Origin of the sequence: Mycolicibacterium parafortuitum, from assembly GCF_010725485.1 — a bacterium.
In the GTDB taxonomy this organism is placed as follows: Bacteria; Actinomycetota; Actinomycetes; order Mycobacteriales; family Mycobacteriaceae; genus Mycobacterium.
The window spans coordinates 1,491,942-1,508,254 of sequence record NZ_AP022598.1 but is presented as its reverse complement, the minus strand read 5'-3'; the positions used below and the strand labels follow the sequence as shown (position 1 = coordinate 1,508,254).

Genomic DNA, 16,313 nt, shown 5'->3' with positions numbered 1-16,313 from the left:
CGGCGGCGCGCTACGTTGCTTTGAATGAGCAGCCTTCGGGTATCGCCCTTGTCCGTGAAGACGTTCGCCCTGGCACTGATCATCGGGATGATCGCCGCGATGGGCCTGGCCGCGCCGGCCGCCGCGCAGACGGACCAGTGCTCACCGCCCGGCCCCGACAGCGCCAGCGCGCTGCCGACCAACCTGGCCACCGCGGCCACCGGCCCTGAGACCGACAAATACACCACGCCGAACGTCCCACCGCTGGACTCCATCGACGTCAACGCGCTCGGGCTGAGCCAACCGGGAACGCTGACGGTCGGCACGCTGTCTGACGCGCCCCCCAGCATCTGCATCGACTCCGCCGGACAGTTCACCGGATTCGACAACGAGCTGCTGCGCGCAGTCGCCGACAAGCTCGGGTTGCGGATCAACTTCGTCGGCACCGAGTTCTCCGGGCTGCTGGCCCAGGTGGCGGCGCGGCGCTTCGACGTCGGCTCCTCGTCGATCACCACCACCGACGCCCGCCGCCGCACCGTCGGCTTCACCAACGGCTACGACTTCGGCTACTTCTCCCTTGTCGTGCCGCAGGGCTCGCCGATCACCGGCTTCGACAAGCTCGCCGAAGGGCAACGCATCGGTGTCGTGCAGGGCACGGTGCAAGAGGCCTACGTGATCGACACACTGAAGCTTCAACCGGTGAAGTACCCCGACTACAACACCGTGTACGCGAGCCTGAAGTCCGGTCAGCTCGACGCGTGGGTGGCCCCGTCGCAGCAGGCGCAGGGCACCGTACAACCCGGCGATCCCGCGGAGATCATCGAAAACACCTTCAGTCTCGACAATTTCATCGCGTGGGCGGTGGCGCTGGACAACCAGCCGTTGATCGACGCGCTGAACTCCGGGCTCGACGCGATCATCGCCGACGGCACCTGGGCGCGGCTGTACACCGACTGGGTGCCGCGCGCATTGCCGCCGGGCTGGAAACCGGGGTCCAAGGCCGCACCCGAACCGCAACTGCCCGACTTCACCGCACTGGCCGAACGCAACCAGGACAGCGCCGCCCCGGCCGGTCCCGTCGAAACGAAATCGACACTGTCCCAGCTGGGCGCCGCGTTCCTGGACTGGGATCTGTACAAGCAGGCCATCCCGGACCTGTTCAAGACCGGGCTGCCGAACACCCTGATCCTGACGGTGTCGGCGAGCATCATCGGCTTGGTGCTCGGCATGGCGCTCGCGGTGGCCGGCATCTCGCGGTCGCGCTGGCTGCGCTGGCCGGCGCGTGTCTACACCGACATCTTCCGCGGTCTGCCCGAAGTGGTGATCATCCTGCTGATCGGCCTCGGCGTCGGGCCGGTCGTGGGGCACCTCACCGGCAACAACCCGTACCCGCTCGGTATCGCCGCGCTCGGCTTGATGGCCGCGGCCTACATCGGGGAGATCTTCCGGTCCGGCATCCAGAGCGTCGATCCGGGCCAGTTGGAAGCGTCGCGGGCACTGGGCTTCAGCTATTCGACGTCGATGCGGCTGGTCGTGATCCCGCAGGGCGTCCGACGGGTATTGCCCGCGTTGATGAACCAGTTCATCTCGCTGCTGAAGGCGTCGTCGCTGGTGTACTTCCTCGGCCTGATCGCCAATCAGCGCGAGCTTTTCCAGGTCGGCCGCGACCTCAACGCGCAGACCGGAAATCTGTCCCCGTTGGTCGCCGCGGGCCTGTTCTACCTGGCGTTGACGATTCCGCTGACACATCTGGTGAACTTCATCGACGCCCGGCTGCGGCGTGGCCGACGGCCTGACGAGGAGGATCCGCTGGTGCTCTCGACCTCTCAGGAGATGAACTGATGACCGCCGCAGTGTCGTTGGCCGCCAAGGACATCCATCTTTCGTTCGGCAAGACCAAGGTACTGCGCGGCGTCGGCCTCGACGTTGCGGCGGGCACCAGCACAGCCGTGATCGGCCCGTCCGGGTCCGGGAAGTCGACGCTGCTGCGCACGTTGAACCGGCTCTACGAACCGGACCGCGGCGACATCCTGCTCGACGGCCGCTCGGTGCTCAAGGACGACCCGAACGCGCTGCGGCAGCGAATCGGCATGGTGTTCCAACAGTTCCAGCTGTTTCCGCACAAGACGGTGCTCGACAACGTCACGCTCGGCCCGCGCAAACTCAAGCGGATGGACGCCGCGCAGGCCCGCGAGCTCGGCCTGGCGCAACTGGAGCGGGTCGGGCTGCGGCACAAGGCCGAAGTGCGCCCGTCGACGCTGTCCGGCGGCCAGCAGCAGCGCGTCGCGATCGCGCGCGCGCTGGCGATGGCGCCCCAGGTGATGTTCTTCGACGAGGCCACCTCGGCGCTCGACCCCGAGTTGGTCAAGGGCGTGCTGGCGTTGATCGCCGACCTCGCCGCCGACGGGATGACGATGGTCATGGTCACCCACGAGATGGGCTTCGCCCGGTCGACCGCGGATTCGGTGGTGTTCATGGATCACGGCCAGGTCGTCGAGGCCGGACCGCCGGACCAGCTCTTCGAGGCCGCCGAGACGGACCGGCTGCGGCGATTCCTGTCCCAGGTGCTCTAGCACGGCCGCCGCAGGTTCAGCGGGATTACCCCGACAAATCACCCCGACACCGGGGCCACAGGTTAGACTGGCTGAATTATGGTTGCGACGGAAGCGCAGGTCAGCGAGCTGGCAGGGGAACTGCAGCGCGTGCTGTCCAAGGTGTTGTCGGTCATGCGGCACACCGGTCGCACACCGACCTCCGGTGATCTGACGCTGGCGCAGCTGTCCATCCTGCTCACACTGATCGACCAGGGTCCGATGCGGATGACCGAGCTCGCGGCCCACGAGAAGGTCCGCACCCCGACCACCACGGTGGCGATCCGCCGGCTGGAGAAGCTGGGCCTGGTCAAACGGGACCGCGACCCGTCCGACCTGCGCGCCGTCCTGGTCGACATCACGCCGGAGGGGTTGGCCCAGCATCAGGAGGCGCTGGCCACCCGCCAGGCCCACCTGGCGTCTCTGCTCAGCAAGCTCAGCTGCGACGAACTCGATGCGCTGACCAAGGCGCTGGCCCCGCTGGAGCGGATCGCCGAATAGGGCTCAGCCCAGCCAGTCCAGCACCGCCGCGGCGGTCCACGACTGTTGCATGCTGCCCAGCGGCTCTCCGGTGAACGGCTCGTAGTACTCGGCGAACGTACCGTCGCTGGCCTGCCGAAGTCCTTCCCTGCGCAACGTCGCCGACCGTTCGGCCCAGCCGCGCCGCGCGAAGCACCACGAGAACAGCCACGTCATCACCGGCCACACCGGCCCGCGCCAGTACTCACGCGGCCGGAAGTCCCGCGACACCGGCGACGTCGACGGGATCAGCGCGTAGGCGAGGTCGGGATGCCCGCAGAACCGCGGCCCCTCCAGCAGGCGCAGCAGCGCGCGTTCGCGCTCGTGCGGCAACCCGCCGCACAGCAGCGGCGCGAACTGCGCCACCGTCTCGGTGACGATCCACTTCTCCGCGCGCAGATCGTAATCCTTGGCCGCACCGGTTCTTTCGTCCGTTGTCTCGATCACCCCGGCGCGGAAGCGGTCTGCCCACGCATACAGGTCCCGAACGTCGGAGCGGGGGCGCTTGTGATCCTCCCCGATCTCGGCGAGCACCTGGCAGGCCACCGACAGGATCGCCGAGACGAAGACGTCCTCGACCGCGAAACTGACTGTCTTGGAGAGCAATTCGTCGTCGTAGCGGGCGGCTTTCATCTCCTCGACCAGCCACAGGTAGCGGTCGTACTCCAGGTCCGACGGCCGCTGGGTCGCGTCCGTGTTGATCTTGTTGTCCTCACGCTGATACTCGGGGACGTCGCCGGGAATCACGTTGGCGTAGGCGCCGTCCCAGCGCGGCGAGTTGTCCATGCCCGATTCCCAGCCGTGGTACATCGTGACCCGGCCGCGTGCGTCCGGGTCCCGGCACTCGGCCAGCCATCGGTGCCACCGCACCAGGTCGTTCCAGCGCCGGTCCAGGAAGGCCTCCGCCACGGCGCGCGTCGAGCGGCCGCGGGTCCTGGCGTGGTCGAGGATGCGCTGGACCGCGATCGCGTGCACGGGTGGCTGGGTGATGCCCGAGGTATGCCGGTTGCGCGGCGCATCCGCCGACAGCGCCGAACACGCCCAGCGGGCCGGTCCCGGAAAGTAGCCGTCGACGCCGTTGGCGAACACGATGTGCGGGATCATGCCGTTGCCCCACTGCGCCGACAACAGCGTGTCCAGTTCCACCACCGCCCGTTCCACCGACAGCGGCGCCAGTCCGATCGCGACGAACGCGGCGTCCCAGCTCCACATGTGCGGGTACAGCAACGGGGCCGCCGTCGTCATGGTGCCGAGGTCGTTACCGCGCAACAGATAGGCGGCGCGGGCCGCCAGCTGGGTGGGGGTGAAGCTCGGATCGTGGGGCATTGTTCCCTTATGATGCGACGACTTTGCGCTCAGTGCAGGTCGGTAGGGTTTCAGGTGTGCCGACCGCGATGATCACCGGGGCCTCCGGAGGGCTGGGTTCGGCCCTGGCCGACGCGCTGGCCCCCACCCACACGCTGTTTCTGGCAGGCCGGCCGTCGCGGCGCCTCGACGAGGTCACCGAGCGGCTCGGGGCGACCACCTGGCCGCTCGACCTGGCCGATCCCGATTCGATCCCCGCCGTCGTCGAACCGATCGTCGAGCTCGACGTGCTGATCCACAACGCCGGTGTGGCATACCCCGGCCGCGTCGCGGAGTCCAGCGTCGACGAATGGCGCGCGACGATGTCGGTGAATCTGATCGGGGTGGTGGCGCTGACCCTGGAGCTGCTGCCCGCGCTGCGCGCCGCGGGCGGGCACGTGGTGTTCATCAACTCCGGCGCCGGGATCAACGCCTCCCCCGGCCTCGCGTCGTACACGGCGAGCAAGTTCGCGCTGCGCGGCTTCGCCGACTCCCTGCGCGCCGACGAGCCGTCCCTGCGGGTCACCTCCGTACACCCGGGCCGCATCGCGACCGCGATGCAGGAGGACCTCATCGCCTACGAGGGCCGCCCGTACGACCCGGACCAGTTCCTGAGCCCCCAGACCGTCGCTCAGCTGACCGTCGACGCGATCAACGCCCCGCGCGACGCGCACGTCCACGAAGTGATCATCCGGCCGCGCTAGGAGCGGTCGGGCTCGGTCCGCGGCCCGAAACCCTCCGGGGACTCCCCGGCCGTCGCGTGCTTGCCGACGTGCGCCTCGGAACGCATCCGCTCCACCATGTGCGGGTAGTGCAGCTCGAAGGCCGGTCGCTCGGAACGGATCCGGGGCAGCTCGGTGAAATTGTGGCGCGGCGGCGGGCAGCTGGTGGCCCACTCCAGGGAGTTGCCGTAGCCCCACGGGTCATCGACGGTGACGACCTCGCCGTAGCGCCAGCTCTTGAACACGTTCCACAGGAACGGCAGCGTCGACAGGCCCAGGATGAACGCGCCGATCGTGGACACGACGTTCAGCGTCGTGAAACCGTCGGAGGGCAGATAGTCGGCGTAGCGACGCGGCATGCCCTCGTCACCCAGCCAGTGCTGCACCAGGAACGTGACGTGAAAACCGATGAACGTCAGCCAGAAGTGCAGCTTGCCGAGACGCTCGTCGAGCAGCCGTCCGGTCATCTTCGGGAACCAGAAGTAGATGCCGGCGTAGGTCGCGAACACGATGGTGCCGAACAGCACGTAGTGGAAGTGCGCGATCACGAAATAGCTGTCGGTGACATGGAAGTCCAGCGGCGGACTGGCCAGGATCACCCCCGACAGACCACCGAGCAGGAACGTCGCGATGAAGCCGACCGAGAACAACATCGGCGTCTCGAACGTCAACCGGCCCTTCCACATCGTGCCGATCCAGTTGAAGAACTTGATACCGGTCGGCACCGCGATCAGGTAGGTGCTGAACGCGAAGAACGGCAGCAGCACTGCACCGGTGGCGAACATGTGGTGCGCCCACACCACCACCGACAGTGCCGCGATACCCAGCGTCGCGTAGATCAGCGTGGTGTAGCCGAAGATCGGCTTGCGGCTGAACACCGGGAAGATCTCGGTCACGATGCCGAAGAACGGCAGCGCCACGATGTACACCTCGGGGTGGCCGAAGAACCAGAACAGGTGCTGCCACAAGATCGCGCCGCCGTTGGCGGGGTCGTACACGTGGGCGCCGAGATGCCGGTCGGCGGCCAACGCGAACAGCGCCGCGGTCAGGATCGGGAAGGCCATCAGCACCAGGATCGAGGTCACCAGGATGTTCCAGGTGAAGATCGGCATCCGGAACATGGTCATGCCGGGGGCGCGCATACACACCACGGTGGTGATCATGTTGACGCCGCCGAGGATGGTGCCCAGACCACCGACGGCCAGACCCATGATCAACAGGTCCCCGCCGGGGCCCGGGGAGTGGATCGCATCGGTCAGCGGCGAGTACGCCGTCCACCCGAAGTCCGCGGCGCCGCCGGGCACGATGAACCCGGCCATCGCGATCAGACCGCCGAACAGGAACAGCCAGAACGAGAACGAGTTCAGCCGCGGGAAGGCGACGTCGGGCGCGCCGATCTGCAGCGGCAGAACGAGATTGGCGAACCCGAACACGATCGGGGTGGCGTAGAACAGCAGCATCACCGTGCCGTGCATGGTGAACAGCTGGTTGTACTGCTCGTTGGACAGGAACTGCAGTCCGGGCGAGGCGAGTTCGGTGCGGATCAACAGTGCCATCAATCCGCCCACCAGGAAGAAGGCGAAGCAGGTGACGATGTACATGATCCCGATCAGCTTGTGATCGGTGGTGGTGATCAGTTTGTAGAGAAGGTTGCCCTTCGGGCCGAGGCGCGCGGGAAACGGTCGTCTCGGCTCGAGAGCCAGCAGGTTCGGTGCCTCGACAGCCATGCGTGCTCCTAAGCCTCCGGCAGCGGTCACGACCGCGGCCGGGTACCCGTAAAGCTACGCCCTACTCTTGCCGCCCGAAAGGGTTCAGACCACCACGTTGACCAGCCGGCCGGGCACCACGATGACCTTCTTCGGGGCCTTGCCGTCGAGGAACGCGACGACCTTCTCGTCGGCCAGCGCGACCGCCTCGACCGCGTCGGCGGCCGCGTCCGCGGGCACCGTGACCCGGCCGCGGACCTTGCCGTTGACCTGGACCGGGTACTCGACGGTGTCTTCGACGAGGTAGCGCTCGTCGGCCACCGGGAACGGTCCGTGCGCCAGCGACGAGTCGTGGCCCAGCCGCTTCCACAGTTCCTCAGCCAGGTGCGGGGCCAGCGGAGCCAGCATCAGCACCAGGGGTTCCAGCGCGGCCCGCGCCGTCACCGACTGCTTGGTCAGGTGATTGGTGTACTCGATGAGCTTGGCCGCGGCGGTGTTGTTGCGCAGCGCCGCGTAATCCTCCGCCGTCCCGGCGATGGTGCGGTGCAGCAACCGCAACGTGTCGTCGTCGAGCGCATCGTCCGTCGCGATCGTCTCCCCCGAGTCCTCGTTGACCACCAACCGCCACACCCGCTGCAGGAACCGGTACGCGCCGACGACGTCCTTGGTGGCCCACGGCCGGGACGCCTCCAGCGGGCCCATCGACATCTCGTAGACGCGCAGCGTGTCCGCGCCGTAGTTGTCGCAGATCTCGTCCGGCGACACCGAGTTCTTCAGGCTCTTGCCGATCTTGCCGAACTCCTGGTTGACCTCGATCTCCCCGTCGGGGCCGGTCCAGTAGAACTTTCGGTCACGCTCGGTCACCTCTGCGGCGGGCACGTAGGCACCGCGGGAGTCCGTGTACGCGAAAGCCTGGATGTAGCCCTGGTTCACCAGCCGGCGATACGGCTCGCGCGAGCTGACATGGCCCAGGTCGTAGAGCACCTTGTGCCAGAACCGCGAGTACAGCAGGTGAAGCACCGCGTGCTCGACACCGCCCACGTACAGGTCGACGCCGCCCGGATCGTCGGGCCCGTGCTCGGCGGGCCGGGGACCCATCCAGTACGCCTCGTTCTCCTTGGCGCACATCGCCTCTGTGTTGGTCGGGTCGGTGTAGCGCAGCTCGTACCAGGAGCTACCCGCCCATTGCGGCATCACGTTGGTGTCGCGCGTGTACTGCTTGGGACCATCGCCGAGATCGAGCTCGACGGTGACCCAGTCGGTCACCTTCGCCAGCGGCGGTGACGGCTCGCTGTCGGCGTCGTTCGGGTCGAACGACACCGGCGAGTAGTCCGGCACGTCGGGCAGTTCGACCGGCAGCATGTGCTCAGGCAGGCCGTGGGCGCGGCCGTCGCTGTCGTAGACGACGGGGAACGGCTCACCCCAGTATCTCTGCCGCGCGAAAAGCCAGTCCCGCAGCTTGTATTCGACGCGCTCGCGGCCCCGCCCGTCGGCGGTCAGCCGCTCGGTCATCGCCTGCTTCGCCGACGTGACGTCCATCCCGTCCAGGAAGCCGGAGTTCACCATCACACCGTCACCGGTGTACGCCTCCACCGACACGTCCCCGCCGCTGACCACCTCGACGATCGGCAACCCGAACGCGGTGGCGAAATCCCAGTCGCGCTGATCACCGCCGGGCACCGCCATGATCGCGCCGGTGCCGTAACCGGCCAGCACGTAGTCGGCGATGAACACCGGAACCTGTTGCCCGTTGGCGGGATTCGTCGCATAGGAGCCCAGGAACACACCGGTCTTGGACTTGTTCTCCTGCCGCTCCAGATCGGACTTGGCCGCGATCGACGCCCGGTAGGCCGCGACCGCCTCGACCGGGGTGGCCGCCCCGAACGTCCACCGCTCGTCGGTGCCCTCGGGCCAGGCCTGCGCGACCAACCGGTCCACCAGGTCGTGCTCGGGTGCCAGCACCATGTACGTCGCTCCGAACAACGTGTCGGGGCGGGTGGTGAACACCTCGATATCGCCTGCGTCGGTGCCGAATTGGACGGAGGCGCCCGTCGAACGCCCGATCCAGTTGCGCTGCATCGTCTTGACCTTGTCCGGCCAGTCCAGCAGCTCCAGGTCGTCCAGCAACCGGTCGGAGTACGCGGTGATCCGCATCATCCACTGCCGCAAGCGCTTTCTGAACACCGGGAAGTTGCCGCGCTCGCTGCGGCCGTCGGCGGTGACCTCCTCGTTGGCCAGCACCGTGCCCAGCCCGGGGCACCAGTTGACCACCGAATCGGCAAGGTAGACCAGCCGGTGCGAGTCGACGACGTCGGCGCGCGCGCCCGCGTCGAGGTCCGCCCATTTGCGCCCGTCGCCGACCTCACGCGTACCGGCCTCGAACTCGGCGATCAGCTCCGAGATCGGGCGGGCCTTGTTCTGCTCCGGGTCGAACCACGCGTTGAAGATCTGCAGGAAGATCCATTGCGTCCACTTGTAGAAGTCGACGTCGGTGGTGGAGAAGCTGCGCCGTGAGTCGTGGCCGAGCCCCAGCCGGCCGAGCTGGCGGCGGAAGTTGACGATGTTGGCCTCGGTGCGCGTGCGCGGATGCGTGCCGGTCTGGATCGCGTACTGCTCGGCGGGCAGGCCGAACGCGTCGAACCCCAACGCGTGCAACACATTACGACCGGCCATCCGGTAGTAGCGGGCGTATACATCAGTCGCGATGTAGCCGAGCGGGTGCCCGACGTGCAGACCCTCGCCCGACGGGTACGGGAACATGTCCTGGACGAACATCTTGTCCGCGGGCACCTGGCCGCCGTCGGCCGGCGCGAGCGCCCCCACCGGGTTGTCGACATGGAAGGTGCCGTCCTGCGCCCACTGCTGCTGCCACGCGCGCTCGATCTCACCGGCGAGCTCCGCGGTGTAGCGGAACCGGGGAGTGTCGTCGGCCACAGCGGATCGATTCGGCGTTTCAGTCACCCCACCAGGGTATAAGCACCTACTTCTCCGATTTCCCGGCCACGGGTTGGTCTCGGTTCCGTTGCGGATGCATCAGGGGTTGATTCCAGGTCGATACCGGCGCTGGTGGGTCCGTGCGGGGCGTGGATACATTCGTCGCCTGACAGCCCCTCGGACCGGGAAGGACAGCACCGACAATGAGCGAAAACGCCCGTCGCTGGCGGACTCTGGCAGGGGGGATCGGCGCATTGGCCGCCGGTGTCACCGGTGTGCTGGGTGTCACGTCGACGGCTTCCGCTCAGCCCGTGTCACCCCAGCCCGCGCTACCCGCACCGGCCACGGTGACCCAGACAGTCACCGTCACCCCGAACGCCGCGGCCCCCGCGTTGCAGGCCCCGGTAGCCGCCCCCACAGGCGCACCCGCCGCCGCGGTCGCGGTACCCGCGGCGGCCAGCGCCGCCCCCGTGGTGCCGCCGCGCCCGGTGACCACCATCGTGCCCGCGACCTCGGGCACCCTCGCCGAGTTCTTCGCGGCCAAGGGCGTCGCGATGGAACCGCAAAGCGCCACCGACTTCAGGGCGCTGAACATCGTGTTGCCGAAGCCGCGGGGCTGGGAACACATCCCCGACCCGAACGTGCCCGACGCGTTCGCCGTGCTGGCCGACCGTGTCGGCGGCAACGGGCTGTACTCGTCGAACGCGCAGGTGAAGGTCTACAAGCTGGTCGGCGAGTTCGACCCGAAGGAAGCCATCAGCCACGGCTTCGTCGACAGCCAGAAGCTGCCCGCGTGGCGCTCCACCGACGCGTCGATGGCCGACTTCGGCGGGATGCCGTCGGCGCTGATCGAGGGCACCTACCGCGAGAACACCCTGACGCTGAACACCTCGCGGCGCCACGTCATCGCGACCGCCGGAGCCGACCGGTACCTGGTGTCGCTGGCGGTGACCACCAGTGTCGACCAGGTGGTCGCGGCCGCCGACGCCACAGATGCGATCGTCAACGGCTTCAAGGTCGGCATCCCCGGCCCAGCACCGGTGATGCCGCTTCCCGGCACCCCCGCGCTGCCGCTACCCGCGGCCGCACCCCAAGCTCCCAGCGTTCCGGCAGCGGCTCCCCCGCCACAGCTGCTGGGATTGCAGGGATAACAACGTCGTCCCCCGGGCGAAGCCTGGCGCCCGGGGGACGGCGGCCCTGCCCGGACCCCGTAAACTCGCCTCATGCTGGTCGCCGCGATTCTCTGTCTGTGCGCGGCCGTCGCGACCGCTGCTTCCGGAATCTGGTCGCTGCGCCGCCGCCCCTCCACCGATTTCGTTCAGCAGGTGCTGCGCGCGCTCGCGCCCACCCAGCTCGCCGCCGCTGCGATGCTCGCGGTCGGTGGGGCCGTCGCACTGGCGGCGCGGCAATCGACCCAGAGCCAGCTCGCCGCCGTCATCCTCGGCGTGTGCGTCCTCGGCGCGATCGGCACCGTGGCCGCCGGCTGCTGGCAGAACGCCAAGGTGGTCACGCTGCAGAACGCGCGCCAAGCCGCCGCGAAGAGCACCGGCGGATGCGGGAGTACGTGCGGGTCGTGCACGCTGACGTGCGGTAGCTAGTCGTACTGGTCGGGGTCTAGTTCCGGCTCAGGTCGATCGGATGGGTCGCCAGCAGCGACAGCGGCATCGGCTGGCGGCGCAGGATCCGGCCCCACAGATCGACCCGCGGCTCTACCAGAACGTCAGAAGGTAACGCGGACAACACGATCCAGTCGTCACGCTCGATCTCACCTTCGAGCTGTCCGATGGTCCAGCCCGAATAGCCCGCGAAGATCCGGACTCCCTGAAGCATCGGGGCCAACGAATCCGGGTCGGCGTCCAGATCGACCATCACCACCCGGCCCTGCACGTGGCGCAGGCCTGCCGCCCCGGACGGATCGGCGCCCTCGCGCAGGGTTCCCAGGCACAGCGCCGAATCGCGTTTCACCGGCCCGCCGATGAACATCGTCTTCGGTTTGGCCGCCAGCTTCGCCCACTGCGGCAGCACGTTATAGACCGGCGTCTCGCTCGGCCGGTTCAGCACCACCCCGAGGGTGCCGCCGTCGTTGTGCTCGACGACGTAGATGACGCTGCGCCGGAAGGTCGGCTCCAGCAGGTCGGTGTCGGCCAGCAGCAACGTCCCCGCGCGGACCCGGGGCGCGATCGGTGCGGCCCTGTCCTGGTACTCCTCCGGATCGTCGGGCTGGCCCATTCATCCATCATGTCACCACCCTTGGCAGATCGTGGCGAACGAGCACAGCCCGGCCCGATATTTGTACTGTGGGTCGGGTTCTCCCCCGAAACATCCGACCCCGACCCGGCTCCCCGCCCCAGGACGTGACCTTCGTGCCAGACGACGCAACCCGGACGTCATGGCGTGCGGTGCGGGCGCTGCCCGACTTCCGCAGACTGCTGGAACTGCGGGCAGTCAGCCAGTTCGCCGAGGGACTGTTCCAGGCGGGCATTGCCGGCGCGCTGCTGTTCAACCCGGAACGCGAGGCCGATCCGTGGGCCATCGCCGGTGCGTTCGCCGCGCTGTTCCTGCCCTACTCGCTGCTCGGCCCGTTCGCCGGTGCGCTGCTGGACCGCTGGGACCGCCGACTGGTGCTCATCGGCGCCAACACCGGGCGGGTGGCGGTGATCCTGGTGGTCGGGGCGCTGCTGGCAGCCGGGGCCGGCGACATCCCGATCCTGTTGAGCGCGTTGGTCGCCAACGGTTTCACCCGGTTCGTGTCCGCCGGCCTGTCGGCGGCGCTGCCGCACGTCGTGCCGCGCGATCAGGTGATCGCGATGAACTCGGTGGCAACGCTGACCAGCTCGATCGGCGCGTTCACGGGCGCGATCTTCATGCTGCTGCCGCGCTGGCTGTTCGGCGCAGGCGATTCGGGATCATCGATCACGATTCTGATGGTCGCGGTTCCGGTCGCGGGCGCACTGTGGCTGTCGATGCGGTTCCCGCCCCGGCTCCTCGGCCCCGACCCCTCCGCGGCCGCGGTGCACGGGTCGGTCGTCTACGCCGTCGCGACAGGATGGCTGCACGGAGCGCGCACCGTGATCGCCGTCCCGACGGTGGCCTCGACACTGGCCGGGCTCGCATCGCACCGGATGGTGTTCGGGATCAACACACTGCTGATGCTGGTGATGGTCCGCCACGTCGAGGATGCCACGGTCGCCGGGTTCGGCATCACGGTGCTGTTCGTGATGGCCGGCGGCACCGGACAGTTCCTCGCGACCATCGCCACGCCCGCGCTGATCAGGAAGTGGGGCCGATACGCGACGCCGAACGGCGCGCTGCTGCTGGCGGCCTGCGTGCAATTGTGCGGCGCCACACTGCAACTGCCGGTGATGATCGTCTGCGGCCTGGTGCTCGGCGCGGCCGGTCAGGTGGTCAAGCTGTGCGTCGACTCGGCGATGCAGATCGATGTCGCCGACGCGCTGCGCGGCCACCTGTTCGCGGTGCAGGACGCGCTGTTCTGGATGGCGTTCATCGCTGCGATCTCCTGCGCAGCCGCGGTGATCCCCGCCGACGGCCGTTCCCCCGGCCTGGCGGTGGCCGGCTCGGTGCTTTATCTGGTGGGCCTGGCGATCCACGCGACGGTAGGACGGCGCGCGCGACGCGGCTAGGGTGAGCCGCATGGCCACAGCCGCCTCATTGGTCGCCGAACTGCGGGCCGAAAGCGACGAGCTCGACACGCTGGTCGCGGGCCTGGAACCCGGCCGGTGGGCGGCCGACACCCCGGCGGCGGGCTGGAGCATCGCCCATCAGATCGCCCACCTGCTGTGGACCGATCGCGTCGCGCTGCTGGCCGTGACCGATGAGGCGGCCTTCGCCGCCGTCGTCGCGGACTCGGCGCACAACCCGCACTTCGTCGACGACGGCGCCGCGCAACTGGCAGCCACACCGCCTGCGGTGTTGCTGGCCGACTGGCGCGAAGCACGTACCGCGCTGCACGACGAACTCGTCGCCGTCGCCGACGGCCGCAAACTGCCCTGGTTCGGTCCGCCGATGAGCGCCGCGTCGATGGCGACCGCGCGGCTGATGGAGACCTGGGCGCACGGGCTCGACGTCGCCGACGCCCTCGGGGTGACCCGGGCGCCGACGTCACGGCTGCGCTCGGTCGCGCACATCGGGGTCCGCACCCGTGAATTCGCATTCTCGGTGCACGGGCTGACCCCGCCCGCGGAACCGTTCCACGTGAAACTGAGTGCACCGGACGGCGCCACCTGGGAGTGGGGTCCGCCGGATGCGGCGCAGCGGGTGACCGGATCGGCCGAGCACTTCTGCATGCTCGTCACCCAGCGGCGGCCACGTGGCGCGCTGGACGTCGTCGCGACCGGAGCCGATGCCGAGCGGTGGCTGACGATCGCGCAGGCGTTCGCCGGACCGCCGGGCGCCGGCCGCGATTAGGTTCACGCGCGCTCGCCGCTGACGAATGCGCGCTGTCGTCCGGAATCGGCGGCGCGTCGGCGTGCAGACATGCGCGCTCGCGGGGCGACGGGACCGCCGGTCACCGCAGGGTTTCGGCGCTGTCGGCGGCGCCGTCACCGTCGGAGTCGACGAGCCGGACGTCCCAGCTGCCGTCGCCGTCGGTGTCCGCCCAGGCCTGGCCGGTGCCGAAAGCCCGGTCGGCCAGACCGTCACCGTCGGCGTCGGCCAACCGCTCCGGGGCGCCGTCGCCGTCGATGTCCACGGGTTGCGCCGACGCGGGCTGCTCGACACCGTCGAGACCGAACCAGCGCAGCGCGCCGCCGATCCGATCCGCCCCGACCGACCAGGTGCCGGTGCCGTCGTCGGTGAAATAGGCCTCCCGCGCCCCGTCGCCGTCAAGGTCCAGCGCCGCATGATCGGCCGTCCCGTCGCCGTCCAGATCGGTCAGCGCGTCGTCGGCCAACCCGTCGTCGTCGAGGTCGATGCCGAGCGCGTCGAACACCCCGTCCCCGTCCAGATCGGTGTCGAGGCCGGCGCTCCACATCGTGGCCGAACCGTCCGGATCACCCAGGCAATACTCCACACCTGTTCAGACGCGCGGCTCGCCCTGCTGGTTCCACCACGTCAACAGTTCCTGCACCGCCTCGTCGTGATCGAGCGGTCCGCGCTCCATCCGCAGCTCCTTGAGATAGCTCCACGCCTTGCCGACCTGCGGTCCCGGCGGGATCCCGAGGATCGACATGATCTCGTTGCCGTCGATGTCGGGGCGCACCCGCGCGAGGTCTTCCTTCTCGGCCAACTCCGCGATGCGCCGCTCGAGATCGTCGTAGTTGGCCTGCAGTCGCGCCGCGCGGCGCTTGTTGCGGGTCGTGCAGTCCGCGCGCACCAGCTTGTGCAGCCGGCTCAGCAGTGGCCCCGCGTCGGTGACGTAGCGCCGCACCGCCGAGTCCGTCCACCGGCCGTCGCCGTAGCCGTGGAACCTCAGGTGCAGATACACCAGCTGAGAGACGTCGGTGATCATCTGCTTCGAGTACTTCAGCTCACGCATCCGCTTGCGCGCCATCTTCGCCCCGACCACCTCGTGGTGATGGAAGCTCACCCCGCCGTCCGGTTCGTGCCTGCGGGTCGCGGGCTTGCCGATGTCGTGCAGCAGTGCCGCCCAGCGCAACACCAGGTCGGGGCCGTCCTCTTCGAGGTCGATCGCCTGCCGCAGCACCGTCAGCGAGTGCTGATAGACGTCCTTGTGCTGGTGGTGCTCGTCGATCGCCATCCGCATCGCACCGATCTCGGGCAGCACCACGTCCCCGAGGCCGGTCTCGACCATCAGATCCAGCCCCGCCACCGGGTCTTGCCCGAGCAGCAGTTTGTCCAGCTCCGCGGCGACCCGTTCGGCGGTGATGCGCGCCAGCTGCGGGGCCATCTCCTGCAACGCGGTACGCACCCGCGGCGCGACGGTGAACCCGAGCTGCGAGACGAACCGCGCCGCGCGCAGCATCCGCAGCGGGTCGTCACCGAACGACACCTCCGGCGCGGCGGGGGTGTCGAGCACCCGGTCGCGCAGCGCGGACAGCCCGTCGAGCGGGTCCAGGAATTCGGTCGGCCCGTCGGCGGTGACCCGCACGGCCATCGCGTTCACGGTGAAGTCGCGGCGCACCAGATCGTCGGCCAGATTGTCGCCGAACCGGACCTCCGGATTGCGTGACACCTGGTCGTAGGAGTCGGCCCGGAAAGTGGTGATCTCCAGCCGGTCGTCGCCCTTGGCCACGCCGAGCGTGCCGAACTCGATGCCGGTGTCCCACAGCCCGTCACCCCAGCCGCGCAGGAATCGCTGCATCTGGTCGGGGCGGGCGTCGGTGGTGAAGTCCAGGTCGTTGGCGTCCGGATTGAAGCGGCCCAGCAGCGCGTCGCGGACCGGACCGCCCACCAGGTACAGCTCGTGGCCGTGGTCGGCGAACACCCGGCCGAGATCACGCAGCACTTCGCCGCGGCGGTTCAGCGCGACTTGCGCTGTCGCCAGGCGTTCGGCGTCGGAGATGGGGTCGGGCACGTCCGGTGAGCCTACTGGTCCGAGC

The 16,313-nt window shown here is 68.8% G+C and carries 14 protein-coding genes; 8 read left to right on the top strand and 6 right to left on the bottom strand.

All coding sequences use genetic code 11. The annotated features are described in order from the left end of the window. Positions 1–87: 87 nt before the first annotated feature. The 3 genes from NTM_RS07045 (at position 88) to NTM_RS07035 (ending at position 3,071) form a co-directional block, all read left to right on the top strand. Positions 88–1,821: an ABC transporter substrate-binding protein/permease gene (locus tag NTM_RS07045; protein ID WP_435405122.1), complete on the top strand. Its 1,734-nt coding sequence runs from the start codon at positions 88–90 to the stop codon at positions 1,819–1,821. Beyond that, positions 1,821–2,552 carry an amino acid ABC transporter ATP-binding protein gene (locus tag NTM_RS07040; protein WP_104864211.1) on the top strand — a complete coding sequence of 244 codons (732 nt, stop codon included), beginning with the start codon at positions 1,821–1,823 and terminating at the stop codon, positions 2,550–2,552. Before NTM_RS07045 ends, NTM_RS07040 begins: the two co-directional genes overlap by 1 nt. 78 nt (positions 2,553–2,630) lie before the next feature. Beyond that, a complete protein-coding gene (locus NTM_RS07035; RefSeq protein WP_104864212.1) occupies positions 2,631–3,071 on the top strand; it encodes a MarR family winged helix-turn-helix transcriptional regulator in 441 nt (146 codons plus the stop codon). A gap of 3 nt (positions 3,072–3,074) precedes the next feature. Here the strand turns inward: NTM_RS07035 and ggh are convergent, their stop codons facing one another. Continuing rightward, positions 3,075–4,415, bottom strand: coding sequence for a glucosylglycerate hydrolase (gene ggh / locus NTM_RS07030; RefSeq protein WP_104864213.1), 1,341 nt, complete (start codon positions 4,413–4,415; stop codon positions 3,075–3,077). Between the two features lie 56 nt (positions 4,416–4,471). Between ggh and NTM_RS07025 the strand changes: the two genes are divergently transcribed. Then, a complete protein-coding gene (locus tag NTM_RS07025; protein ID WP_163765881.1) occupies positions 4,472–5,137 on the top strand; it encodes an SDR family oxidoreductase in 666 nt (221 codons plus the stop codon). Here the strand turns inward: NTM_RS07025 and ctaD are convergent. Beyond that, positions 5,134–6,882 (bottom strand): aa3-type cytochrome oxidase subunit I, encoded by a 1,749-nt coding sequence (gene ctaD, locus NTM_RS07020; protein ID WP_163765880.1) that lies wholly within the window; start codon positions 6,880–6,882, stop codon positions 5,134–5,136. The two genes, NTM_RS07025 and ctaD, sit on opposite strands and share 4 nt — an antisense overlap. Positions 6,883–6,966: 84 nt before the next feature. Next, the gene (leuS, locus tag NTM_RS07015; RefSeq protein WP_163765879.1) at positions 6,967–9,822 is read right to left on the bottom strand and encodes a leucine--tRNA ligase; all 2,856 of its coding nucleotides are present in this window, start codon (positions 9,820–9,822) and stop codon (positions 6,967–6,969) included. A gap of 176 nt (positions 9,823–9,998) precedes the next feature. Here leuS and NTM_RS07010 point away from each other — a divergent pair, with 176 nt between their 5' ends. Both NTM_RS07010 and NTM_RS07005 read left to right on the top strand, forming a co-directional pair. After that, the gene (locus tag NTM_RS07010) at positions 9,999–10,946 is read left to right on the top strand and encodes an LpqN/LpqT family lipoprotein (protein WP_083142650.1); all 948 of its coding nucleotides are present in this window, start codon (positions 9,999–10,001) and stop codon (positions 10,944–10,946) included. Between the two features lie 72 nt (positions 10,947–11,018). Continuing rightward, positions 11,019–11,393, top strand: a complete 375-nt coding sequence (locus NTM_RS07005) for a hypothetical protein (RefSeq protein WP_163765878.1) — start codon at positions 11,019–11,021, stop codon at positions 11,391–11,393. Between the two features lie 16 nt (positions 11,394–11,409). Here NTM_RS07005 and NTM_RS07000 read toward each other — a convergent pair whose 3' ends face one another. Beyond that, entirely contained in the window at positions 11,410–12,024 is a 615-nt protein-coding gene (locus NTM_RS07000; RefSeq protein ID WP_163765877.1) for a YqgE/AlgH family protein, read from the bottom strand. A 134-nt stretch (positions 12,025–12,158) separates the two neighbouring features. On the opposite strand from NTM_RS07000, the gene NTM_RS06995 reads away from it, so the two are divergent. Further along, positions 12,159–13,436 carry an MFS transporter gene (locus NTM_RS06995; protein ID WP_104864485.1) on the top strand — a complete coding sequence of 426 codons (1,278 nt, stop codon included), beginning with the start codon at positions 12,159–12,161 and terminating at the stop codon, positions 13,434–13,436. Positions 13,437–13,446: 10 nt separating this feature from the next. Further along, positions 13,447–14,220, top strand: coding sequence for a TIGR03084 family metal-binding protein (locus NTM_RS06990; protein WP_163765876.1), 774 nt, complete (start codon positions 13,447–13,449; stop codon positions 14,218–14,220). A 100-nt stretch (positions 14,221–14,320) separates the two neighbouring features. Here the strand turns inward: NTM_RS06990 and NTM_RS06985 are convergent, their stop codons facing one another. Together NTM_RS06985 and NTM_RS06980 are read right to left on the bottom strand one after the other, a co-directional pair. Next, positions 14,321–14,824 carry a pullulanase gene (locus NTM_RS06985; protein ID WP_083142654.1) on the bottom strand — a complete coding sequence of 168 codons (504 nt, stop codon included), beginning with the start codon at positions 14,822–14,824 and terminating at the stop codon, positions 14,321–14,323. A 6-nt stretch (positions 14,825–14,830) separates the two neighbouring features. Continuing rightward, a complete protein-coding gene (locus tag NTM_RS06980) occupies positions 14,831–16,288 on the bottom strand; it encodes a CCA tRNA nucleotidyltransferase (RefSeq protein ID WP_163765875.1) in 1,458 nt (485 codons plus the stop codon). Between the last annotated feature and the right edge of the window lie 25 nt (positions 16,289–16,313).

Coding starts and splice junctions, on each gene's coding strand:
- NTM_RS07045 (WP_435405122.1), top strand. CDS start 88: ATGATCGCCGCGATGGGCCTGGCCGCGCCGGCCGCCGCGCAGACGGAC.
- NTM_RS07040 (WP_104864211.1), top strand. CDS start 1,821: ATGACCGCCGCAGTGTCGTTGGCCGCCAAGGACATCCATCTTTCGTTC.
- NTM_RS07035 (WP_104864212.1), top strand. CDS start 2,631: ATGGTTGCGACGGAAGCGCAGGTCAGCGAGCTGGCAGGGGAACTGCAG.
- ggh (WP_104864213.1), bottom strand. CDS start 4,415: ATGCCCCACGATCCGAGCTTCACCCCCACCCAGCTGGCGGCCCGCGCC.
- ctaD (WP_163765880.1), bottom strand. CDS start 6,882: ATGGCTGTCGAGGCACCGAACCTGCTGGCTCTCGAGCCGAGACGACCG.
- NTM_RS07010 (WP_083142650.1), top strand. CDS start 9,999: ATGAGCGAAAACGCCCGTCGCTGGCGGACTCTGGCAGGGGGGATCGGC.
- NTM_RS07005 (WP_163765878.1), top strand. CDS start 11,019: ATGCTGGTCGCCGCGATTCTCTGTCTGTGCGCGGCCGTCGCGACCGCT.
- NTM_RS07000 (WP_163765877.1), bottom strand. CDS start 12,024: ATGGGCCAGCCCGACGATCCGGAGGAGTACCAGGACAGGGCCGCACCG.
- NTM_RS06990 (WP_163765876.1), top strand. CDS start 13,447: ATGGCCACAGCCGCCTCATTGGTCGCCGAACTGCGGGCCGAAAGCGAC.